General features: G+C 67.8%; 23 protein-coding genes. 13 read left to right on the top strand and 10 right to left on the bottom strand.

Translation table 11 applies throughout. From position 1 onward, the window contains the following. The first annotated feature begins 8 nt into the window (after positions 1-8). The 5 genes from urtB to IU459_RS10040 are packed head-to-tail and all read left to right on the top strand — an operon-like array spanning position 9 to position 4,243. Positions 9-893 (top strand): urea ABC transporter permease subunit UrtB, encoded by an 885-nt coding sequence (gene urtB / locus IU459_RS10060; RefSeq protein ID WP_195129214.1) that lies wholly within the window; start codon positions 9-11, stop codon positions 891-893. Beyond that, positions 890-2,035: an urea ABC transporter permease subunit UrtC gene (gene urtC / locus IU459_RS10055; protein WP_195129213.1), complete on the top strand. Its 1,146-nt coding sequence runs from the start codon at positions 890-892 to the stop codon at positions 2,033-2,035. Before urtB ends, urtC begins: the two co-directional genes overlap by 4 nt. Next, the gene (gene urtD, locus IU459_RS10050) at positions 2,032-2,844 is read left to right on the top strand and encodes an urea ABC transporter ATP-binding protein UrtD (RefSeq protein ID WP_195129212.1); all 813 of its coding nucleotides are present in this window, start codon (positions 2,032-2,034) and stop codon (positions 2,842-2,844) included. Before urtC ends, urtD begins: the two co-directional genes overlap by 4 nt. A 2-nt stretch (positions 2,845-2,846) precedes the next feature. Then, positions 2,847-3,539: an urea ABC transporter ATP-binding subunit UrtE gene (urtE, locus tag IU459_RS10045; protein WP_195129211.1), complete on the top strand. Its 693-nt coding sequence runs from the start codon at positions 2,847-2,849 to the stop codon at positions 3,537-3,539. Positions 3,540-3,547: 8 nt separating this feature from the next. Continuing rightward, positions 3,548-4,243 carry a GntR family transcriptional regulator gene (locus IU459_RS10040; RefSeq protein WP_195129210.1) on the top strand — a complete coding sequence of 232 codons (696 nt, stop codon included), beginning with the start codon at positions 3,548-3,550 and terminating at the stop codon, positions 4,241-4,243. Position 4,244: 1 nt separating this feature from the next. Here the strand turns inward: IU459_RS10040 and IU459_RS10035 are convergent, their stop codons facing one another. Continuing rightward, positions 4,245-5,120: an NERD domain-containing protein gene (locus IU459_RS10035; protein ID WP_195129209.1), complete on the bottom strand. Its 876-nt coding sequence runs from the start codon at positions 5,118-5,120 to the stop codon at positions 4,245-4,247. A gap of 228 nt (positions 5,121-5,348) precedes the next feature. On the opposite strand from IU459_RS10035, the gene IU459_RS10030 reads away from it, so the two are divergent. After that, positions 5,349-5,882, top strand: a complete 534-nt coding sequence (locus IU459_RS10030; protein ID WP_195129398.1) for a carboxymuconolactone decarboxylase family protein — start codon at positions 5,349-5,351, stop codon at positions 5,880-5,882. Positions 5,883-6,224: 342 nt separating this feature from the next. On the opposite strand, the gene IU459_RS10025 is transcribed toward IU459_RS10030, so the two are convergent. After that, on the bottom strand, positions 6,225-7,010 hold the full coding sequence (locus IU459_RS10025; protein ID WP_324198813.1) for a TetR/AcrR family transcriptional regulator: 786 nt from the start codon (positions 7,008-7,010) through the stop codon (positions 6,225-6,227). A gap of 127 nt (positions 7,011-7,137) precedes the next feature. Between IU459_RS10025 and IU459_RS10020 the strand changes: the two genes are divergently transcribed. Next, a complete protein-coding gene (locus IU459_RS10020; RefSeq protein WP_195129207.1) occupies positions 7,138-7,515 on the top strand; it encodes a VOC family protein in 378 nt (125 codons plus the stop codon). Between the two features lie 153 nt (positions 7,516-7,668). Here IU459_RS10020 and IU459_RS10015 read toward each other — a convergent pair whose 3' ends face one another. Further along, complete coding sequence (locus IU459_RS10015) at positions 7,669-8,520, bottom strand: SDR family oxidoreductase (protein ID WP_195129206.1); 852 nt, start codon at positions 8,518-8,520, stop codon at positions 7,669-7,671. 98 nt (positions 8,521-8,618) lie between these two features. On the opposite strand from IU459_RS10015, the gene IU459_RS10010 reads away from it, so the two are divergent. Beyond that, a complete protein-coding gene (locus IU459_RS10010; RefSeq protein WP_195129205.1) occupies positions 8,619-9,017 on the top strand; it encodes a winged helix-turn-helix transcriptional regulator in 399 nt (132 codons plus the stop codon). 38 nt (positions 9,018-9,055) lie between these two features. Further along, positions 9,056-9,472 (top strand): PPOX class F420-dependent oxidoreductase, encoded by a 417-nt coding sequence (locus IU459_RS10005; protein ID WP_195129204.1) that lies wholly within the window; start codon positions 9,056-9,058, stop codon positions 9,470-9,472. 65 nt (positions 9,473-9,537) lie between these two features. Here IU459_RS10005 and IU459_RS10000 read toward each other — a convergent pair whose 3' ends face one another. From IU459_RS10000 to IU459_RS09990, 3 genes are all read right to left on the bottom strand, one after another. After that, positions 9,538-10,239 (bottom strand): polysaccharide deacetylase family protein, encoded by a 702-nt coding sequence (locus tag IU459_RS10000; RefSeq protein WP_195129203.1) that lies wholly within the window; start codon positions 10,237-10,239, stop codon positions 9,538-9,540. Between the two features lie 123 nt (positions 10,240-10,362). Next, positions 10,363-11,763 carry a dihydrolipoyl dehydrogenase gene (lpdA, locus tag IU459_RS09995; RefSeq protein ID WP_195129202.1) on the bottom strand — a complete coding sequence of 467 codons (1,401 nt, stop codon included), beginning with the start codon at positions 11,761-11,763 and terminating at the stop codon, positions 10,363-10,365. Between the two features lie 284 nt (positions 11,764-12,047). Beyond that, positions 12,048-13,022 carry a dipeptidase gene (locus tag IU459_RS09990; protein WP_228837675.1) on the bottom strand — a complete coding sequence of 325 codons (975 nt, stop codon included), beginning with the start codon at positions 13,020-13,022 and terminating at the stop codon, positions 12,048-12,050. Between the two features lie 218 nt (positions 13,023-13,240). Here IU459_RS09990 and IU459_RS09985 point away from each other — a divergent pair, with 218 nt between their 5' ends. Together IU459_RS09985 and IU459_RS09980 are read left to right on the top strand one after the other, a co-directional pair. Then, on the top strand, positions 13,241-13,783 hold the full coding sequence (locus IU459_RS09985) for an AMIN-like domain-containing (lipo)protein (protein ID WP_195129200.1): 543 nt from the start codon (positions 13,241-13,243) through the stop codon (positions 13,781-13,783). A gap of 33 nt (positions 13,784-13,816) precedes the next feature. Then, positions 13,817-15,874 (top strand): prolyl oligopeptidase family serine peptidase, encoded by a 2,058-nt coding sequence (locus IU459_RS09980; RefSeq protein ID WP_195129199.1) that lies wholly within the window; start codon positions 13,817-13,819, stop codon positions 15,872-15,874. Between the two features lie 33 nt (positions 15,875-15,907). Here IU459_RS09980 and IU459_RS09975 read toward each other — a convergent pair whose 3' ends face one another. From IU459_RS09975 to IU459_RS09965, 3 genes are all read right to left on the bottom strand, one after another. After that, positions 15,908-16,765: an alpha/beta hydrolase family protein gene (locus IU459_RS09975; protein WP_195129198.1), complete on the bottom strand. Its 858-nt coding sequence runs from the start codon at positions 16,763-16,765 to the stop codon at positions 15,908-15,910. A gap of 40 nt (positions 16,766-16,805) precedes the next feature. Beyond that, on the bottom strand, positions 16,806-17,438 hold the full coding sequence (locus IU459_RS09970; protein WP_228837674.1) for a TetR/AcrR family transcriptional regulator: 633 nt from the start codon (positions 17,436-17,438) through the stop codon (positions 16,806-16,808). 308 nt (positions 17,439-17,746) lie between these two features. After that, entirely contained in the window at positions 17,747-18,571 is an 825-nt protein-coding gene (locus IU459_RS09965; RefSeq protein WP_195129197.1) for an HAD-IIA family hydrolase, read from the bottom strand. 100 nt (positions 18,572-18,671) lie between these two features. On the opposite strand from IU459_RS09965, the gene IU459_RS09960 reads away from it, so the two are divergent. Continuing rightward, a complete protein-coding gene (locus tag IU459_RS09960) occupies positions 18,672-19,361 on the top strand; it encodes a ZIP family metal transporter (RefSeq protein WP_195129196.1) in 690 nt (229 codons plus the stop codon). A gap of 118 nt (positions 19,362-19,479) precedes the next feature. Here the strand turns inward: IU459_RS09960 and IU459_RS09955 are convergent, their stop codons facing one another. After that, positions 19,480-19,932, bottom strand: coding sequence for a MarR family winged helix-turn-helix transcriptional regulator (locus tag IU459_RS09955; RefSeq protein ID WP_228837673.1), 453 nt, complete (start codon positions 19,930-19,932; stop codon positions 19,480-19,482). A 122-nt stretch (positions 19,933-20,054) separates the two neighbouring features. Between IU459_RS09955 and IU459_RS09950 the strand changes: the two genes are divergently transcribed. Further along, complete coding sequence (locus IU459_RS09950) at positions 20,055-21,053, top strand: SMP-30/gluconolactonase/LRE family protein (protein ID WP_195129195.1); 999 nt, start codon at positions 20,055-20,057, stop codon at positions 21,051-21,053. Positions 21,054-21,064: the final 11 nt, after the last annotated feature.

The raw sequence follows: 21,064 nt of genomic DNA, 5'->3' as shown, positions 1-21,064 counted from the left end.
CTCTTCCCATGGATGTTCTGATCGGACAGCTCTTCACGGGGCTGAGCCTGGGATCGATTCTCTTGCTCGCCGCGCTCGGGCTCTCGCTGACCTTCGGTCAGATGGGCGTGATCAACATGGCGCACGGCGAGTTCATCATGGCCGGTTGCTACACGACTTACGTTGTGCAGAAGGTCATTTCGTCAGCGGGAGTGTCGCTCGTCGTCTCCCTGCTGATCGGGTTCCTGGTCGGCGGACTGCTGGGCGCCGCGCTGGAAATGGGCCTGATCCGCTGGATGTACGACCGGCCCCTGGACACCCTGCTGGTCACCTTCGGTGTGGGGCTGGTGCTGCAACAGCTGGCCCGCGATATCTTCGGCGCGCCCGCCAAGAACGTCATCGCGCCGGAATGGCTCGGCGGCGGCGTCACGATCCTGGGCGCGGTGGTGCCGAAGACGCGCATCTTCATCCTGGTCCTCGCGGTCGTCGCGGTGACCGCGCTGGCCGCGGTGCTGAAGACGACGCCGCTGGGCCGGCGGATCCGCGCGGTCGTGCAGAACCGCGGCTTGGCCGAAACATCCGGCGTGTCCAGCCGTTTCACCGACATCAGCACCTTCTTCATCGGCTCCGGGCTGGCCGGCGTGGCCGGGGTCGCACTGACGCTGATCGGTTCCACCAGCCCGACCATCGGCCAGAGCTATCTGATCGACGCGTTCCTGGTGGTGGTCATCGGCGGGCTGGGCCAGATCAAGGGCACGGTGATCGCGGCGTTCGCGCTCGGCCTGCTCAATTCCTACATCGAATACTCGACCACCGCGTCCATCGCGAAGGTCATCGTGTTCGTCATCATCGTGATCTTCCTGCAGGTCCGCCCGCAGGGCCTGTTCACCGTCCGGACAAGGAGTCTGGCATGACCACACTCGTGCAACGGTGGCGCGCACACTCCTCGCTCACCGCCCTGGCCGGATTCGCGGTTGCCGCCGTCCTGTTGTTCGCGGTCGCTCCCGCCGTGCTCAGCGACTTCCGGCTCAACCTGCTGGCGAAATTCCTGTGCTTCGCGATCGTCGCGGTCGGCATCGGATTGGCCTGGGGACGTGGCGGCATGCTGACCCTCGGGCAGGGCGTGTTCTTCGGCATCGGCGCCTACATCATGGCCATGCACCTGCAAATGGCCGACGCCGCGCGGCTCGGCAACGACGTGCCGGAGTTCATGGAGATCGCGGGCATTCGCGAATTGCCGTCGTTCTGGCGGCCTTTCGCGTCGGCTCCGGTGGCGCTGCTCGGCATCCTGATACTGCCCGCGCTGGTCGCGGCGGCGCTCGGGTACGGCGTGTTCAAGCGCCGGGTGAAGGGCGCCTACTTCGCCATCCTCAGCCAGGCGCTTGCCGCGGCGCTGGCCATCCTGCTGACCGGTCAGCAGGCCATCGGCGGGTTCACCGGCCTGTCGGACTTCCGCGCGTTCTTCGGTTTCAAGCTGTCGGACCCGGTGAACCGGCGCATGCTGTTCTTCCTGGCCGCAGGCACGCTGCTGGTGGTGGTCGCGCTGGTGCGGCAGCTGATGCACAGCAGATACGGCGAACTGCTCGTCGCGGTGCGGGATCAGGAGGAGCGGGTGCGCTTCCTGGGGTACGACCCGGCGAACGTGAAGATCGTCGCCTACGTGGTCGCCGCCTTCTTCGCCGGCATCGCGGGCGCGCTGTTCACCCCGATCGTCGGCATCATCTCCCCCGCCGACATCGGCGTCGTCCCGTCCATCGCGTTCCTCATCGGCGTCGCGATCGGCGGCCGCACCACCCTGCTCGGGCCGGTGCTCGGCGCGATCGGCGTGGCCTGGGCGCAGACGGCGTTCTCCGAGGAATTCCCGTCCGGGTGGACCTACCTGCAAGGCGTGCTGTTCATCGTGGTGGTCGGTTTCGTCCCGGCGGGACTCGCCGGACTGTGGCCGATGATGAAAGGGCTGGCGGAGGGCCGATTCCGGCGTCCAGTGGCCCCGGCTGCGGCCGTGGCGGTCGAGACGCTGCCGGAACCCGCGACCGAGAAAGTGGAATCCCGATGACCGAGACGGCGCACGAACCCAAACTCGGCGGCAACGCCGGAATGTCCAGCGAGTACCTCGAGATCCGCGGTCTCTCGGTGAGTTTCGACGGCTTCAAGGCCGTCACCGACGTCGACCTGACGGTGTTGCAGGGTGACCTGCGCTTCCTGATCGGCCCCAACGGCGCGGGCAAGACCACGCTCATCGACGCGATCACCGGGCTCGTTCCGGCGACCGGATCGGTCCAGAAGACCGGCGTCGAACTGCTCGGCAAGAAGGTGCATCAGATCGCCCGCCTCGGCGTCGGGCGGACGTTCCAGACCGCGAGCGTCTTCGAACAGCTCAGCGTGCTGCAGAATCTCGACATCGCGGCGGGCGCGGGCCGCTCGGCGCTCACCATGCTGCGGCGCCGCAAATCGGTGCTGCCGAGCATCGAGGAGGCGCTGGAGACCACCGGCCTGGCCGGCCTGCGCGACAAACCCGCCGGCGTCCTGGCGCACGGGCAGAAGCAGTGGCTGGAGATCGGCATGCTGCTGGTGCAGAACGCCTCGGTGCTGCTGCTGGACGAGCCGGTCGCCGGGATGAGCGCGGAGGAACGCGAGGAGACCGGAAACCTGCTGCGCCGCATCGGCGGTGAACGCGTGGTCGTGGTGGTCGAGCACGATATGGACTTCATGCGCGCCTTCGCCAGCTCGGTGACCGTTCTCGCGGGCGGCAGGGTGCTCAGCGAGGGCACCGTCGAGCAGGTGCAGGCGGACCCGAAAGTCCAAGAGGTCTATCTCGGCACCACCGCGGCCGTTGGGACCGAGCTGGAAGACGAAAGGGCATAGCGATGCTGGAGCTCACCGAAATCCACTCCGGCTACGGCCGCACCGAGGTGATCCACGGCGTCTCGGTGACCGTCCCGGATGACAGCGTTGTCGCGGTCATGGGACACAACGGCGCGGGCAAGACCACGCTGCTGCGCACCGCCGTCGGCCTGATCGGCACGAAATCGGGGCGGATCGCATTCGACGGGGAGACGATCACCAAACTGTCCCCGTCGCGACGGGTGCGGCGCGGCATCGCTTACGTGCCGCAGGGACAGCAGAGCTTCCCGCAGCTGACCACAGCGGAGAACTTGCAGGTGGTCGCGGACGGGCGCAAGCGGGGCAAGGCGCTGATCGACGAGTCGCTGGATCTGTTCCCCGCGCTGCGCGACCTGCTCGCCCGCAAGGCGGGCCTGTTGTCCGGCGGACAGCGTCAGCAGCTCGCCATCGCGCGGGCGCTGATCACCGAGCCCAAGCTGCTCATCCTCGACGAGCCGACCGAAGGCATCCAGCCGTCGGTGGTCGCCGAGATCGAGCGCACCATCATCGAGCTCACCCGGCGCGGCGGATTGAGCGTGCTGCTGGTCGAGCAGCACATCGGGTTCGCGTTGCAGGCGGCGCAGCACTACTACGTCCTGCAATCGGGCCGGGTGGCCGCCACGGGCGCCGGCGGCGCGGCCGCCGAGAGCGCGGTCCGCTCGGCGATGGCGATCTGAGCACCGCCGTGACCCGCAACAGGGGTCGGATTCCGTTGCGCGAGCAGGTCTACGACTCGCTGCGACGGGATCTGGCCACCGGAGTCCTCGTGCCGACCGAACGGCTCGGCGAAGAACGCCTCGCCGAGGCCTACGGTGTGTCGCGCACCCCGGTACGCGAAGCGCTGGCTCGGCTGCAGGCCGACGGATTGGTCGAGCGGCTGCACGACGGCCTGTACCCGTATCGTCCCCGGCTCGACGAACTCGACCACCTCTACGAGCTGCGGATCGTGCTGGAAGCCAGGGGCATCCAGCGGGCGCGGCCGCCGGAACACGCGCACGACATGGACCTGGTGCGCGCGGAACTCGACACCTGGCGCGCGCTGCGCGACAACCCGCCCGAACCGGGACCCGGGTTGGTGGCGGCCGACGAACGATTCCACACCGCCTTGCTCGCGGCGGCGGGCAACGCCGCGCTCGCCGACGCGCTCGACGCGGTGCACGTCCGGGTGCGTCCGGTGCGGACGCTGGACATGCCGACCCCGGAACGGATCGCCACGATGACCGCCGAGCACATCGCCATCGCCGAACACCTGCTGTCCGGTGCGGTGGACGCCGCGTCGGCGGCCCTCACCGCCCATATCGACACCTCCCGGACACATGTGCTGGCCCGCGCGCAGCACGCGCTGCGCCTCACCAAACTGGGGCGGGCGGTGCGGGATTGAGTCAGCAGCCCGATTGGAACGGCCAGCACTCGGCGGGCCGGTACGGCGGCGGCGACGGCGTCGGGCTCGTCGTGGTGTCGGTCGCCCGAGTCGGTTGTGTCGAGTCCTGCACCAGCGCGCTGCCGATCACGGCGAGCACGAGCAGGACGCCGACCACCGCGACCACGACGACGGACCAGCCCGCGTAAGCCTGGCTCTTCGTCGCGACGCCGGGCGTCGGCTCGACCCGCGGCTTGGGTTGGCGCGCGATCATCGTCGCCGGCTCCGGCGCGTTCTCCTCGAAGCCCACGTCGAGCAGTTCGGCTCGGGACGGGGCGAGTTCCGCGAGGCCGAGCGCGTTGCACGCACCGATCACGCGGTCCACGGTCCAGTTGCGCGGCCCCGCCGAGAACCCTTCCAGGTAGATGCGCAGCTCGGTCGCGTCCGTGACGTTGCCGACGACGACGTCCAACCCCGCACGCAGATTGGTGCGTGCCGGGCGCACCACCGCGCCGCGGAACGGGACCAATACGACGGCGCCGCTGATGTGTCCCGGATCCTGCAACGCCCGCTGGAGCATGTGCTTCACCGCGTAGATGCCGTGCTCCACGCGGTCGGCAGGGCTGCCGGAATCCGGGTCGTCCAGTTCCACCGGCGCGTCACTGATCTTCCACGGCCCCTCGGCGGGCGTGCTCAGGATGCCGCTCTGCCTGCGCCGGAACCCGTGCACCTCGAGCACGGTCAGACCGCGCGGCGTCCACACCGCCGCGTCCACGCGCCGGTTGTCCGCCTCCAGGTCGATCACGGCGAGGCCGGCCGTCGGATACGACCGCAGGCACGCGACGAATTCCCGCTCGGCACCGGAAAGCTCCGCTCCGGGCCTGATCCTCACCAGCATCTGTTCCCCTGCCGACCTGTTGTCTACACCTGACACCGCGGAACCCACTGCGGCCGCGGCGACCCGCACCGGTACTGATGATGACGGGGTACCCGCCCGAAAACCACTGGAAAGCAAAAGAATGATCCCCCCATCCTGGAGCTGACGCCCGGGTACGCTCGATATACGGCCCAGCACCGACGCAGGCCGTACCAGCACGCGAGGAGGCGTCCCAGCATGGTTTCAGTGCTGCAACCACGCATCTCTCCCGGGCGACTCCGGGAACTCGGTCCAGTCAACTGGGTTGCCTGGCAGGTACTTTCCCGTGCCGCCGGCACCGACGACGCGCATTTGTTCAGCACGCTCGGCCGCACCAAGGGCCTGTTCCGCGGCTGGCTGCACTACTCGGGCAGGCTGATGCCGGGCGGGCGGTTGCCGCGCCACGAATCCGAGTTGGTCATCATCCGGGTCGCGCACCTGCGCGGATGCGACTACGAGATGGACCATCACATCCGCCTCGGCAGGCGGGCCGGGGTGACCGCCGAGGTCCTCGACCGGCTCCGCATCGGACCGGCCGCGGCGGGCTGGTCGCAGAAGCACCATGCGCTGCTGACCGCGGTGGACCAGCTCGTGGAGAAACGCGACATCGGCGACGACGCCTGGACCGAACTGGCCAAACACTACGACGAGCGCAGCCTGATCGAAATCGTCCTGCTGATCAACCAGTACGAGGGGCTGGCCGCCACCATCACCGCGCTGCGCATCCAGCGCGACGGTGTCTGAGGACAGCAGCCGGACGAGGCCCGTCCACAGCCCGCACCGGGCCGAGCGAAGGCAGAGGCAGCCGCAGGAAAGGGCACAGCTGGACGAGGCCCGTCCACAGCCCGCACCGGGCCGAGCGAAGGCAGGGGCAGGGACGGGAAAAGTCGCAGCCGGACGAAGTCCATCCTCAGCCCCGCACCGGGCCGAACGGTGGCAGAGGCAGCCTCATGAAGGGCGCTATCGGACGGAGTCCATCCACAGCCCGCGTCGCGCCGAGCGGACGCGAGGCAGCCGCATAGAGGGCGCTGTCGAACGCAGTACGCCTCGAGCCCGCGCACGGCTGCCGCGAAAGGCGGAGTACGCCTAACGGTCCGCGGAGCGCGGGCCTTCGATGCGCCGGGCGAGACCGTCCAGCACCAGCTCCAAGCCGAACTCGTAGGCATGGTCGGCGCTGTAGGCGGCGTCGTGTACCTGACCGGCGGCCGCGCCGACGCGCGTGGCGAGCGGATAACGCTCCGCATCGAAGACTTCGGCCAGCACCGGTGCGGCCCGCTCCCACCACTGCCGGTCCGACATAGCGCTGTCGGCCGCCGCGCGCTCAGCGTCGATGGCTATGCGGGCGACGGACGTGACGAATCCGAGCACGAACGTCAGCGCGGCGTCCATGGCGACGTCGTCCAGTCCGAGACCGTCGAAGGCCCGCAGCTCGTGATCGTATTTCGCGGCGAGACCGGGACCGAGCGGTGGACGGGTGGTCGGCAGGTAGGCGACCCACGGATGCCGCGCCAGCAGTGCCCGGTTCTCGGCGGCGACGCGAGTGACGCGTTCGCGCCAGGGCAGACCGGTCAGGTCGGCGCGTTCCATCCGCGCGTAGACCGTGTCTAGCATCAGATCGACCAACTCGGCCTTCCCCGGCACGTAGGTGTAGGTGGCCATCGGCGTCAGGCCGAGTTCGGTGGCGACCGCACGCATGGTGAGCGCGCCGATGCCTTCCGCGTCGGCGATCTCGATCGCCGCGGTGACCACCGCATCGACACTGCTGCGTTGCTTCGGCCCGCGGCCGGTGCCGGAACTCGCCGGAATCCGCCAGAGCAGCTCGAGTGTGCGCACCGGATCCCCCGCGCCGCTGCGCTCCTTCGGCTGTCCCACCGCCGCCTCCTCACGTGATCGAAATTCGATGGTATCCATGTGATTCAGATCACAGTGCGTCCGCCCGAAAATTTCTCTACAAAGTATAGCGTACTTAGTACAGAGTTACGACGCCCAGGGAGGGCTCATGAAAATCACCGGTTCCGCCATCTCGCTCAACGTCCCCGACCCGGGAGCCTCGGCGAAGTTCTTGATCGACCACCTCGGATTCGAGGAGAAGATGTCGGCTGACGGATTCATCTCGCTGGAGCGGCCGGATGCCGGGCTGAACGTCATCTACCTGCGCACCGGGCTGGCGAGCTTCAAGCCGAAGAGCGCGGCAGGCAGCGCGGGCGAGGGCCTGCTCGTGGTCTTCGTCGTCGACGACATCGATGCCGAGTACGCCCGGCTGCAAACCGAAGGAGTTCCGATCGTGACGCCCATCGAAACCGAGCCGTGGGGCGAGCGGTACTTCCAGATGAGCGATCCGAACGGGATCATCATCCAACTCGTGCAGTGGGTCTGAGTGGGTGTCTGACGAAAGCGGCGGTTGCGCCGCTGTGCTGACGTAGGGCGCCAACCGCGGCCACACAAGTATTTGCCACCCGAGGGCAGCGGGTCCATGGCGTCGGTCGCGGCTCGCCATGGACACGGCCCCGGACGCTCGGCTGACCTGATATCAGCCGAGCGCGGCGCGGAATACTTCGACAGCGCTGGTCGCAGGCCGGCCGAGCAGCTTTTCCAGATCACCGGAGCGCACGTCCAGAAGGCCCCGCGAAATGCCCGTGTCGGCATCGGCGAGTGCCTTGGCGTAGTCGGCGGGCAGCCCTGCCCCGACCAGCACGGCAGCGTAGTCGTCCTCCGACAGATCCTCGTAGCGCACAGGCTTACCGGCCGCATCCGCAATCGCCTGGGCTAGTTCGGCATAGGTGAGCGATTCGCTGCCACCGAGTTCGTATACCCGGCCCGCGTGCCCATCGGTGGTGAGCACCTTGGCGGCCACCTCGGCAAAGTCGGCGCGTGCCGCACCCGCCACCCGGCCCTCGGCCGCGGCACCGTGCAGCACACCCGAGCGCACCGCGTGCCCGAGGCCGCCCAGGTAGTTCTCCCAGTACCAGCCGTTGCGCAGCAGCGCGTACGGCACGGTCGATTCGGCGAGTACCGCCTCGGTCCCCTTGTGCTCTCGAGCGAGAATCATCGGATTCTCCGCCGCATCCGGGATGCTGGTGTAGGCGAGCAGTTCGACGCCTGCGCGCTCCGCCGCACGAATCACATTGGTGTGCTGGGCCACTCGGGCGCCGAACTCGTTGCCGGAGATCAGCAGCACTCGGTCGACGCCGTCGAGCGCCCGATTCAGCGCCGCCGCGTCGCCGTAGTCGGCCTGCCGGACGTCGACGCCTCGCGCGGCCAGATCGGCCACCTTCTGCGGATCGCGCACGATGGCCACAACCTCCGCAGATCCCTCACGCAACAGCGCCTCCACCACGAGTCGGCCCAGTTGTCCGCTGGCCCCGGTCACCGCGACGGTCATGACTACCTCCCAGTTGTGTACGGTTTGACTAGTACTAACTATTCGTAAGCACTATGCATTCTGATACTACTGCGGTCAAGTTGGGTACCATGGCGGTCATGACAACCCAGCGCACCGTCCCGGCTGAGGCCGACGACCCCACGCTGGAAGCCGATGTCTTCGCCCGGAACTGCACCTCGCGGCCGGTTTTGCAGAATGTGGCCAGCCGGTGGGGCACATTGGCGCTGGTCGCGCTGCGTGAGGGGCCGTACCGGTTCAGCGCCCTGCGCCGCCGAGTGGACGGCGTCAGCGAGCGCATGCTCTCGCAAACTCTCCAGGCGCTCGAGCGCGACGGCATGGTGCACCGGGAGGTACTGGAGACCATCCCCCCGCGAGTCGAATACACCCTCACCGAACTGGGCGCCCAGGTGGCCGAGCATCTGGAGGCACTCATCCAGGTGCTGGAGATCAACATGCCGCTCGTGCGCGAGGCGCAGGCGGCCTACCACCGCGACTGAGCCGGGAAGAGCCCGGCGTCATCGCTGGTTACACGGGCATGGAACTCGCCGCCGCAGTTGATTTCGCACGCGAACACCGCAGGTCCGTGCTCACCACGATGCGCCGCAACGGACGCCCGCAACTGTCCAACGTGCTGCACGTCGTCGGCGCGGACGGCCGCATCCGCATCTCCATCACCGCCGACCGCGCGAAGTACCACAACCTGGTCCGCGACCCATGGGCGGCGTTGCACGTGACCCGCGACGACTTCTTCGCCTACGCCGTACTGGAAGGAACGGTGGAACTCACGCCGGTCGCCGCCGCCCCCGACGATCGCACGGTCGACGCGCTCGTCGACTACTACCGCACCGCCTCCGGGGAGCACCCCGACTGGGACGAATACCGCAACGCGATGGTCGCCGATCGCCGCGCCTTGGTCCTGTTCACGCCGACACACGCTTACGGAATGCTCTGATTTCTCCGGACAACCCGGGCAGTCGGCCCGGGGTTATGCGCCCTTGCCCCGCGCGTGCCGATCGCTCAGCGGGACATCAAGTCGGAGACCGTGACGAATTGGTACCCGGCGGAACGCAATTCGGCGACAATGCGCGGGATGGCCTCCAGTGCGGCGGTCGCGCCGAACATGGCATGCAGCAAGATGATCGACCCGGGCCGGACCTCGGCGAGCGTTTCGGCGACGATATCGTCCGCGGTGGCGGACTTTCCGGAATCGGGTTCGACATCCCACATCACGGTGACCCGATCATGCTCGGCCAGGTAACGCGGCAGCAGCAGGAGCTTCTTGCCGTAGGGCGGGCGGAAGGTGATCGGGCCGACGTAACCCGTTTTCATGATCTCAGCGTCGGTGCGCTCCACTTCGTCACGAACCGTGCCGGGAGTGACGAAGACCATCCGCCGATGTGAATAGGTGTGATTGCCGATCTCATGGCCCGCCGCCGCGATGGCCCTGCCGTGCTCCGGGTGCGCGGCGAGATCACGGCCGTTCAGATAGAAAGTGGCCGGAACCTGGGCCTCGGCAAGGACTCTCAGCACTTCCGGCGCGCGATCGGTCGGTCCGTCGTCCAAGGTCAGCGCGACCACCTTCGCGTCGGTGTCCACCCGGCTCACCACATGACCGGCCAACTGGAAGGTGCGGGCGTTCATCACGTAGTAGGTGCCCGTAGCCAGCAGCACCACGACGACGAGCACCGGCACACTTCCGATCAGCCACCTACGAAGCATGCACGCTGTATAGCAGACCACCCGCGCCGACGCCGACTTCCGAAGTCCCTACCGCCGCGGAAACCATTGCCGGACAAGCCAAGGGGCGTGCGGCCGACGGCCGCACGCCCCTTGTGCCGAAGATCAGAAGTTGATCATGTGGCCGGCCAGGCCGTGGAACGCTTCCTGGAGGGCCTCGCTGAGCGTCGGGTGGGTGTGCACGTTGCGGGTCAGCTCGTTGACCGTCAGGTCCCACTTCTGCGCGAGGGTGAGCTCGGGCAGCAGCTCGGAGACGTCGGGGCCGATGAGATGCCCGCCGAGCAGCTCGCCGTACTTGGCGTCGGCGACGAGCTTGACGAAACCGGTCGGGTCACCGAGGCCGTGCGCCTTGCCGTTGGCGGTGAACGGGAAGGTCGCGACCTTCACCTCGTAGCCCTCGTCGCGGGCCTGCTGCTCGGTCAGGCCGAAGCTGGCGACCTGCGGCTGGCAGAACGTGGCACGCGGCATCATCCGGTAGTCGCCGAGAGTGACGGTCTCCGCGCCCGCGATCGTCTCCGCCGCCACCACGCCTTGGGCCTCGGCGACGTGCGCGAGCTGCAGTTTGCCGGTGACGTCGCCGATGGCGTAGATGTTCGGCACGTTGGTGCGCATGTAGTCGTCGATCACGATGGCGCCGCGCTCGAGCTGCACGCCGGTGGTCTCCAGGCCGTAGCCCTCGACCCGCGGCGCGAAGCCGACGGCTTGCAGCACCTTGTCGACGGTGACGGTCTCGATCGCGCCGGTCTTGTTGTCCTTGATCGAGACGGTGACCTTGGCGCCGTCGTCCTCGATGGACTGCACGGCGGCACCGGTGGTGATGGTGATGCCGAGCTTCTTGTACTGCTTGGTGATCTCCTTGGAGACGTCCGCGTCCTCGTTCGGCAGCGCGCGGTCGAGGAACTCGACGATGCGCACGTCGACGCCGTAGTTCTTCAGGACGTAACCGAACTCCATGCCGATCGCGCCGGCGCCGACGATCAGGATCGAGCCGGGCAGGTCGCGGGTGAGGATCTGCTCCTCGTAGGTGACCACGTTCGCGCTCAGCTGCGTGCCGGGCAGCAGCTTGGTGACGGTGCCCGCCGCGATGATCACGTTGTCGAACGTGACCGTCTCGGTGCCGCCCTTGTTGAGCTCGACCGACAGCGAGTTCGGGCCGGTGAAGGTGCCCTTGCCGTCGAACTCGTCGATCTTGTTCTTCTTCATCAGGAAGTGGACGCCCTTGACGCGACCGTCGGCGACCTTGCGGCTGCGGTCGAAGGCGACGCCGAAGTCGAAGGTCGCCTCGCCGGAGATGCCGAAGGTCTTCGCCTCTTTGGTGAAGATGTGTGCCAGTTCCGCATTCCGCAGCAGCGCCTTGGAGGGGATGCAGCCGACATTGAGGCACACCCCGCCCCAATACTTCTGCTCGACGATCGCGGTACGGAGGCCTAACTGTGCCGCACGGATGGCGGCGACGTAACCGCCTGGACCGGCACCGAGAACGACAACGTCGTAATGGGAAGTCACGAGACCGAGCCTAACTCCGCCGGGCAAACTTCACCCACCGGTCCCCCACAACAATGAGTCGTGGGCCACACCCACCAGAAAACTTCCCGTGACCGGGAAGAACATGGTAGATCCGGGGGTTAGCATGCCGCGCGCACACCCGGCAACACTGTGGTCAACTCGGCGGCCGGCGCGGTGGGCAGCAGCCGGATGGCTCGCGGACGGCACTCCAGCAGGCGCCCGCCGCGTTCCTCGGCGTCCTGTCCGGCGCCGATATCGGCAAGATGCCGGTGCGGCCGGCGTGATCAGTTCCGCCACACCTGCGCGGCGACCCGGCGGAAGTTCCCGCCGAACACCGCGGCCCGCTCTGTCGCGCTGAAGCCGCGCCCGGCCAGCACTTCGTCCAGGCCGGGCAGGTCGGTGGCGCCGAGCAGGTCCTCCGGTGGAACCCACTGCAGCGGGCCCCACCGGGTGTACGACTCGGAGAAGGCGCCCGGGTTCTGCCGCAGCTCGGCGTTGAAGTCCTCGGCGTCGAAGGAGTAGTCCGATCCGATTCCGATGTGCTCGATGCCGACCAGCTCGGCGCCGTACTCGACGTGCCGCGCCATCGCCTCGATCCGCGCGGCGCGCTCATCCTCGGCATTGCGCCCCAAAAAGATCCCTACCCCATTGATTCCGATTACGCCGCCGGTCGCGGCACAAGCACGCGCCTGCTCGTCGGTGATGTTGCGCGGGTGGTCCCACAGTGCGGCGAAATTCGAGTGGCTGTAGATCATCGGGACGGCGCTCAGGTCCGCGATCTCCAGGCCGGATCGCCGCGAGCAGTGCGACCCGTCGGCGAACATCCCGGCCTCGTCGAGCGCGTGGATTAGGTCGCGGCCGTACCGTGTGAGTCCGGTGTCCTCGGTATCCAGGCACCCGCAACCCGCGGCGTTGGCGTGGTTGTAGGCGGGCAGCAGCGATCGCACGCCGAGCTCGTAGAACCGCGCGACATTGTTCAGATCACCGCCCAGCGGCCCGGCGTCCTCGAGATCGAACGCCAGCGCGACCGTTTCGGGGACGCCGATGTCATCCACCGTGCGGACGAGATGAAACCGACCGTCCGCCAACGCATCCCGGCGAAATTGCCGCAGCAGCGCCAGAGCGTCGGCGGTCGACTGGCGGGAGTACCCGACGTTGACCGACAAGTACGACCCGGCCGGGTAGCGCGCGAGGTCGCCGATCCGGGCCGCGGACGACAGCGGCAGACAGCAGTGCTGTTCCCAGAGAAACGGCGGCAACCTCGAACCTCCTGGTCGGATCGGCCTCGGAGCAGCGATCCTACTGGCAAGGCGGGCCCATCGGCGGTGTGCAGCAAATACCGAGTCGCCCGAGCCGCATGCGATGGCCGATGGCCAAGCTCCCCAACACATTTCAGCATTCCTGTGCGTAACAGCCGGTTCTCGGCGGCCGATTCACCCAGTAGTTCATCCTCCCTGCCCACGAAGGCGGTGCGACCATGCGTCGCTTGCTTCTGCTGATTGTCTCCGCCGTGACCTTCGCCGGTCTCTGGATCGCGCCCGGCCCCGCGTCCGCGGCCCCGGATTGCACCGCGACCTGGGGTTCGCTACCCAAGACGAGCCAGGCCCGACCGTTCGCGACGCTGACCGGCGTGCGCGCCGGACGACACGAGTGCTTCGACCGGCTGGTGTTCGACATCGCCGGACCGGTCACCGGGTACCACGTCGGCTACGTCGAGCGGGTCGTCATGGATGGTTCCGGCGCAGTCGTCCCGCTGCGCGGCGGCGCTGCGCTGAGCATCAGCCTCAACGCGCCCGCTCACGACGACGCGTACAACGCCACCTACCACCCCGGCGACCGCGCCGAGCTCGCCGACGTGCGGGACTACCGAACCTTCCGGCAGGTGGCCTGGGCGGGCTCCTTCGAGGGCCAGACGACGGTCGGGCTCGGGGTGCGCGCCCGGTTGCCGTTCCAGGTGCACACCCTCACCGGACCGGGCAGCGGATCGCGCATCGTGGTCGACGTAGCACACACCTGGTGAACCCGGGTTGCGCCGCTCGGCAACAATGTGGGCATGAGCGGCGTTGAGCAGAACGTGACCGACCCTTACCTCTGGCTCGAAGAAGTGACCGACGAGCGGGCCCTGGACTGGGCTCGCGCGCGCAACGCCGTCGTGCACGAGCGGTTCGCCGACTCGGAGCGCTTCCGCGAGCTCGAACGCCGCATCCTGGACATGCTCGACACCGACACCAAGATCGCTTACCCAGCACGTCGCGGTCCTTGGCTGTACAACTTCTGGCGGGACGCGCAGCACCCGCGCGGCCTGTGGCGGCGCACCACGTTCGCCGAGTACGGCAAGGACGTCCCGGACTGGGACATCCTGATCGACCTGGACGCGGTCGCCGCCGCCGAGGACGAGAACTGGGTGTGGGGCGGCGCCGCGGTGCTGCGCCCGGAGCAGTCCCGCGCGCTGGTCAGTCTGTCGCGCGGCGGTGCCGACGCGAAGGTGGTGCGCGAGTTCGACCTCGAGCGCAGGGTGTTCCTCGACCCCGAGGACGGCGGCTACTTCCTGCCGGAGGCGAAGTCGGAGATCCGGTGGATCGATATCGACTCGGTGTATGTCGGCACCGATTTCGGACCTGGCTCACTGACCGATTCAGGCTATCCCCGGATCGCGAAACTGTGGCGCCGCGGGACCCCATTGGCCGAGGCGGCAACTGTCTTCGAGGGCGAGCCGAGCGATGTCGCGGTCTCGGCGGGCTACGACCGGACGCCGGGCTACGAGCGGCACTACATCGGGCGCGCCACGGACTTCTTCAACGAGGAGGTCTACCTGCTCGAGGCGGACGGCACGCTGCGGCACCTCGACATCCCCAGCGACGCCAGCGAGTCCTGGTACAAGGACTGGCTGCTGGTCCGGCTGAAATCGCCGTGGGAGGTGGGCGGGAATACCTTCCCCGCGGGCGCGCTGCTGGCGACCGATTTCGAGAAGTTCCTGTCCGGCTCCCGCGAATTCGAGGTGATCTTCACCCCGGACCCGCACACCTCGCTGCACGGGTACGGCTGGACGGAGAATCACCTGCTGCTGGTCACGCTCGAGGACGTGCAGACCAAGCTCCACGTGCTCACCCCCAGCGCGGCGGGCTGGCGGCGTGAGCCGCTGGCCGATACCCCGCCGATGGCCACCACCAGCGTGCTGAATCTCGACCCGCTGGAGGGCGGCGACGAGTTCATGCTGAACACCAGCGGATTCACCACCCCGGCCACCCTGCTGACCAGCGCCGTCGGCGGACAGACCGAGCAGCTGAAGCAGGAGCCCGGATTCTTCGACACCGAGGGGGTCGAGACCGAGCAGTTCTTCGCCGAGTCCGCCGACGGCACGCGGGTGCCGTACTTCGTGATCCGCCACCGCGACCGCAAGGGCCTGCCCGGCCCGACGGTGATGTCCGGCTACGGCGGCTTCGAGGTGTCGCGCACCCCGGGCTACAGCGGCGCGTCGGGCATGGGCTGGCTGGAGCGCGGCGGCACCTGGGTGATGACCAATATCCGCGGCGGCGGCGAGTACGGGCCGCAGTGGCACACTTCGGTGCAGAAGGCCAACCGGCACAAGGTATACGAGGACTTCTCCGCCATCGCCGAAGACCTCGTCGCGCGCGGCATCACCACCGCCGATCAGCTCGGCGCCGTCGGCGGCAGCAACGGCGGACTGCTCATGGGCGTGATGCTGACCCGCTATCCCGAACTGTTCGGCGCGATCGTCTGCCAGGTGCCGCTACTGGATATGAAGCGCTACCACCTGCTGCTCGCGGGCGCCTCGTGGATGGCCGAGTACGGCGACCCGGACAAGCCGGAGGAATGGGAGTACATCAGCAAGTACTCGCCCTACCAGAACGCGCGCGCCGACCGCGCCTACCCGCCGATCCTGCTCACCACCTCGACCAGGGACGACCGGGTGCACCCCGGCCACGCCAGGAAGATGGCCGCTCTGCTGGAGGCCCAGGGCCACGAATTCTGGTACCACGAGAACATCGAGGGCGGCCACGGCGGCGCGGCGGACAACAAGCAGTCCGCGTTCCAGGCGGCGCTGATCTACGAGTTCTTCACCCAGATGCTGCTCGAACGACGTAGCTGACCTCCACGAACGCCGCCGGATTCGCGAGCAGGTCTACCGGTCGCGCAGCCACTTCTCGATCTGATCGACGGTACTGGTGTACTGCCGGATCCAGCCGTTGTGGCCGAGCGCTTCCGGCTGCCGCCAGCGCGTCACCTCCGCGTTCGGCAGTTTGTCCAGCAGGTGCTCGGCGGAGCTGGGCGGAGTGAGCTCGTCGCCGGTCATCGTGATGGACAGGACGGGCAGTTTCAGCCGCGCGATCCGCTTCTCGTAATCGATGTCGGCGCCCACCGGGACGAATCGGCCGGTGCGGGCCAGCCGGGCCCAGTCCGAGATCAGGACCTTGGACTGGCGGCCGAAACCCATCGAGACGCGGTCGCCCGGCCAGAAGCCCGCCAGGTTCGCCGTCAGCGAGATCGCCGCGGTGCCGACCAGCATGCCGGGACCCGAAAGTCCGCGGTAGCCGCGGTAATACGGGGTGCCGGAGGCGACCAGGATGACCCCGCCCAGCCTGCCCCGGATCCGGGCGGCGTACATCACGCCGAGCTGGCCGCCCATGCTGTGGCCGAGCAGGTACGGCGTGCTGTCGGGGAACTGGTCGCGCACCACCTCGAAGATCGCCGGGAAGTCCACCGAGACCAGCTCGTGGTATCCGAAGGTGCTGGTGGAGCTCGGCTTCGGCCTGCTGTCGCCGTTGCCGCGCAGCTCGCCGATGGCCACGTCGAACCCGCGCGCGGCCAGGCCCGAGGCGAACAGTTCGTAGTATCCGGCCGGAACGCCGAGACCGGGCACGATCACCACGACCGGGCGCGGCGCGTCCGGCGTGACCTGGTGCCGGTGCGTGCCCTCGGCCGGGATCAACCGCACCGGAACCGTGGTGCCGTCCGGCATCTGGATCGGAACTGTCTGCATGTCCGCACGCTACCGCGCCGCTCTGGCCGAATCCGCAACACTATGCGCGGACCGCGCCGATGATCACCTTGCTCAGCACCCGGATGACGTCGTCCAGCGGTGGGCGCGGGTCCGCACCGCTCCACGAATCCACCACATAGTTGACCGCGCCGATGATCGCGAGCACACGCATCTCGTAGTCGCCGGTGGGTATCTCGCCGTGCAGGGCCGCGTCCTCGGCGGCTCCGGCCAGCAGCGAACCCCACTCCCGGCGCACCGCGAGGCGGAACTTCTCCACCTTCGGGCCCGCGCCGACGACCTCGACCAGCGCGACGCGCGCCTTGCGCGGATCGGATCCGATGGATTCGACGTAGGCGCGCACGGCGGCGTCGATGACATCCAACGCGCTCGCACCGGATTTCGCGTCCAACGCCTTCTTCACAGCGTCCCGCGACTCCCGATCGATCTGCTCGTAGAGCTCTAGGAGCAGGGACTCGCGACCGGTGAACTCCTCGTAGAACTGTCTCGAGGACAGTCCGGCGTCCTTGCAGATGGCGCCGACCGAACTATTGGCGTAGCCGTCGCGCGCGAAGACCGTCAGGCCTGACTCCAGAAAACGCGCACGCCGCTGACGTTGCCGGTCCTCCACGGGTTGCCCGGCATACATTCGACCCGTATTCGCATCCTGTGACATTGGGCCAGACAATACAGAAAGGGCCCGATCGCATCGTCATCGATCGGGCCCTTCGTTACAACCTCCGGCGGAAGACGCGTTTGCCGAAAGTTGGCTGTACAGTAGCTAGCTCATTAATTGGTCGCCGGACCAGAAGCCCGGCGACCATAGTAGTTTCCGCAGACGCACGTTCGTTAGCGGATAAGCCATTCAGCAACTCCGATCTGACCGTATGACTTGCCTGTCACTGGCTATTTGCCGACAGAGACGATACCCAGGCGCTCCGCGTTTGCGGGCAATTTTAGAGGGAAACCGTAGAATTTTTTGAATCAAACCGATTCGCCGGTTACGGGAGATTCGCCCGCTGCGCGCAGATCGGCCAGTAAATCGGGTAACACGGCCACGGAATCGATGACGTGATCGGGCGAACGCTCGGCCGATGCCAGCACTCCGGACCGGAATTTTCCGGTGCGCACCAACACGCCGGTCATCCCGACGTCTTGCGCCGCAAGCACATCCGAGTGCAGATCATCACCGATCATCAACACCTGCGCCGGATCGAGCCCCATCAATTCCGCGCAGGTGCGGAAGCCCGGCGCGGCGGGCTTTCCGAGCACCTCGATCCGCGCGTTTCCCGCGGCCTCCAAGCCGGGGATGTACGCACCCGCATCGATGCGCAGTCCATCGGCCGTCGCCCAGGTGAGACCGCTGTGCATCGCGACGACCGGCACGCCGTCCAGCATCAGCTCCGCAACCCGGCTCAGCGCCGGGTGCGTGAATTCCGGTCCCGCGCCGCCGATTACCACCACGTCGGGCTGGCCGTCGTCGAGGGTCACGCCGGTGAGATCCGCCGCGATGTCGCCGTGGTTGAGCACCCAGACACTCGCGCCGGGATAGCGCCGCCGGACGAACTCGGCGGTGAGCCTTCCGGCCGTGACGATCTCGGCTGGGTCGACGTCGATTCCGGTGCCGCACAGTCGTTCCGCGATCTCAGCGCAGGTACGCGATGTGGTGTTGGTGAGGAACGCCCGGCGCAGTCCGCTCTCGCGGATCCGGCGCACCGCGGCGGCGGCGCCCTCGATCTCCTGCCAGGAGGTCACCAGGACGCCGTCGATGTCGTACAGCACACCTCGGATCCGGCCGCGGTCGGACATGGCTTCAGCGTACGGCCAACGGCCTTCCAGCGCCCGGCGGGCGGCTCCCCGACGACCTGGACCGGCGGCTCGACGCGTCCACCCTGACTTAGGCTGAAGCATGCTCACCGCGCTGCTCTACGGACTCGGGACGGCCGTGCCGCTGGTCTTGGGCGCCGTGGTCGGATTGCACTGGCAGCTACCGAAAGCGGTGCTCGCCTCGCTGATGGCGTTCGGCTCCGGCACGCTCATCGCGGCGGCGTCGGTCGAGCTGTTCGAGCCCGCGTTCCACCAGGCGGGCGTCGTGATCGCCGGGGTGGCGCTGTTCGCGGGCGCGGGCGTCTACGTGGTGGCCAACCATCTCATCGAGAACAAGCTGGGGCCGCGCGCGCTCGGCTGGGCCCTGATGCTCGGCACGTTGCTGGACGGCATTCCGGAGAACACCGCGCTCGGCGTCTCGCTGACCGCGGGCGGCAGCCTGGTCCTGCTGGTGGCCGTGGTCGTCGGCAATGTCCCCGAGGCGATCAGCGGGGCCGCGTTGATGCGCGATCAGCACGGCGTCGCGCAGCGGCGCGCGCTGTGGCTCTGGACCGCGACGGCGGCGGCGCTCGTACTGGTCACCGTGCTGGGAAATCTCTTGTCCGACAATCTTTCCCTCACGCACATCAGCGCCGTGCAGGCGTTCGCAGGCGGCGCGACGATCGCGGTGCTCGCCGACTCGCTGATGCCCGAGGCGTACCGCGAGGGCGGCTGGTGGGTCGGAATGGCAACAGCGGCGGGCTTTCTCGTAGCCTTCGTACTCGGCGGCTGAGTCAGCGCCCGGCACCGGCGACGACCGCGCCCGTCGACCACTCACGGTTCGCAGCGCACGATGACCGTCGGGCTCGTCGGCACGGGCTGAGCCTCGCGCTGCTTCAGGCCCCGCGCGATCACACACTCGGCTCCGGGCGAATAGTGTCCAGCCGGTCGGCGCAGCGGACCAGCAGGGCGAGCATCGTCGCTCGCTCGTCTTCGGTGAATTCCTCGGCCAAAGCGCGTTCGACCCGGATGGCGCGGGCGTCCGCGTCGCGCATCACCGCCGTGCCCTCGTCGGTCAGGGTCGTCTCCAACACGTTCTTGTGCCACGCGTGCGGGGTGCGCGCGATGAGCCCGCGATCCTGCAGGTTGCTCAGCACGGTGTTCATGGTCGGCGGGGTGACTCCGCACAACCGCGCCAGAGCGGCGGCCGAGATGCCCGGATTCTCGGCGAGGAACAGCAGGGCGGCGTACTGCGACACGGTGATGCCCACCGGCTTCAACGCGGCGTTCTTGGCCGCGTTCAGGGATTGCTCGGCGCGCTTGAGATACGAACCGATCCGTTCAGAGGCGGGCATGGGCGTCATGACGGCATCGTATCCGCACGTCTTCTCGGAAGAGTATTGACGACAATTAGAACTCTAATCTAGATTCGTGCTCACACTTTAGAGTGATTACATATGATCGCATGATCTCGAAGAGGTAGAAGATGTCCCACACACTGCCCCGCCGCATCGTGTCGACCCTGGCCGCCGGAATCGCGAGCACCGCGCTGGCGGCCTGCGGAACCGGCGACGATGCACCCGCCACACACGTCCACACCGCTTACGAACTCCCCGGCGACCGGGTCTACCCGGAAGGCATCGCGCTGGACGCCCGCACCGGAGACAGCTACGTCGGCTCCTACGCCACGGGCGCGGTCTATCGCGCGACGCCGAACGCTCAGCGGGCCGAAGTTTTCCTGCCGGAAGGCGCACACGGCCACAAGACGGCCAACGGCTTGAAGGTCGACGCGGCGGGCCGTTTATGGGTGACCGACTCGACTACCGGCGTCGCGGTGTACGACATCGCGACTCGCTCGTTGCTGGCCGATTTCACCGTGCCCGGCGCCGACCCGCGTTTCGTGAACGACCTCGCCATCACCTCGGACGGCACGGCGTACTTGACCGACAGCATCCGGTCGGTCATCTATCGGGTCACCCCCGGCCAGCTGGCCGCCGCGATCGCGCAAGGAGGACGCGGCGAGCTGACCCCGCACGTCGACCTGCGCTCCGCCCTCGGACCGACCGAGCCGGGCACCTTCACGCTGAACGGCATCGTCGCCGACCCGGCCGGCCGCTATCTGCTCACGGTCGACATGCCCCGCGGCAACCTGTACCGCATAGTCCTCACCACGGAAGCGAATCCCATCACCAAAGTGACCCTGCACGGCGGCGATCTCCGGCAAGGTGACGGACTCGAACTGCGTGATGGCACCCTGTGGGTCGCCCACAACACGACAAACACCATCAGCCGCTGGACCATCACCGACGACGGCGCCACCGCCACGCGCACGCACCAGCAAACCGACGCATCCCTCGGTATCCCCACGACTCTGGTCCGCGACGGGAACCGAACCCTGGTCGTCTCCTCCCAATTCGACAAGGGCGGCCCGATGGGCCCAGGCACCCCGAAGCCGTTCGAGGTAGTCACCGTCGACGGAATCTGACCCCGAACGCC

It is taken from the genome of Nocardia amamiensis (assembly GCF_015477605.1).
GTDB classification, from domain to species: domain Bacteria; phylum Actinomycetota; class Actinomycetes; order Mycobacteriales; family Mycobacteriaceae; genus Nocardia; species Nocardia amamiensis_A.
Note: the sequence above shows the minus strand (reverse complement) of the source record. Positions and strands in the feature narration are given on the sequence as shown.

Excerpts from the sequence above, each read along its gene's own strand:
- urtB (WP_195129214.1), top strand. The coding sequence starts at position 9 with ATGGATGTTCTGATCGGACAGCTCTTCACGGGGCTGAGCCTGGGATCG.
- urtC (WP_195129213.1), top strand. The coding sequence starts at position 890 with ATGACCACACTCGTGCAACGGTGGCGCGCACACTCCTCGCTCACCGCC.
- urtD (WP_195129212.1), top strand. The coding sequence starts at position 2,032 with ATGACCGAGACGGCGCACGAACCCAAACTCGGCGGCAACGCCGGAATG.
- urtE (WP_195129211.1), top strand. The coding sequence starts at position 2,847 with ATGCTGGAGCTCACCGAAATCCACTCCGGCTACGGCCGCACCGAGGTG.
- IU459_RS10035 (WP_195129209.1), bottom strand. The coding sequence starts at position 5,120 with ATGCTGGTGAGGATCAGGCCCGGAGCGGAGCTTTCCGGTGCCGAGCGG.
- IU459_RS10020 (WP_195129207.1), top strand. The coding sequence starts at position 7,138 with ATGAAAATCACCGGTTCCGCCATCTCGCTCAACGTCCCCGACCCGGGA.
- IU459_RS10015 (WP_195129206.1), bottom strand. The coding sequence starts at position 8,520 with ATGACCGTCGCGGTGACCGGGGCCAGCGGACAACTGGGCCGACTCGTG.
- IU459_RS10010 (WP_195129205.1), top strand. The coding sequence starts at position 8,619 with ATGACAACCCAGCGCACCGTCCCGGCTGAGGCCGACGACCCCACGCTG.
- IU459_RS10005 (WP_195129204.1), top strand. The coding sequence starts at position 9,056 with ATGGAACTCGCCGCCGCAGTTGATTTCGCACGCGAACACCGCAGGTCC.
- IU459_RS10000 (WP_195129203.1), bottom strand. The coding sequence starts at position 10,239 with ATGCTTCGTAGGTGGCTGATCGGAAGTGTGCCGGTGCTCGTCGTCGTG.
- IU459_RS09985 (WP_195129200.1), top strand. The coding sequence starts at position 13,241 with ATGCGTCGCTTGCTTCTGCTGATTGTCTCCGCCGTGACCTTCGCCGGT.
- IU459_RS09980 (WP_195129199.1), top strand. The coding sequence starts at position 13,817 with ATGAGCGGCGTTGAGCAGAACGTGACCGACCCTTACCTCTGGCTCGAA.
- IU459_RS09975 (WP_195129198.1), bottom strand. The coding sequence starts at position 16,765 with ATGCAGACAGTTCCGATCCAGATGCCGGACGGCACCACGGTTCCGGTG.
- IU459_RS09970 (WP_228837674.1), bottom strand. The coding sequence starts at position 17,438 with ATGTCACAGGATGCGAATACGGGTCGAATGTATGCCGGGCAACCCGTG.
- IU459_RS09965 (WP_195129197.1), bottom strand. The coding sequence starts at position 18,571 with ATGTCCGACCGCGGCCGGATCCGAGGTGTGCTGTACGACATCGACGGC.
- IU459_RS09960 (WP_195129196.1), top strand. The coding sequence starts at position 18,672 with ATGCTCACCGCGCTGCTCTACGGACTCGGGACGGCCGTGCCGCTGGTC.
- IU459_RS09955 (WP_228837673.1), bottom strand. The coding sequence starts at position 19,932 with ATGACGCCCATGCCCGCCTCTGAACGGATCGGTTCGTATCTCAAGCGC.
- IU459_RS09950 (WP_195129195.1), top strand. The coding sequence starts at position 20,055 with ATGTCCCACACACTGCCCCGCCGCATCGTGTCGACCCTGGCCGCCGGA.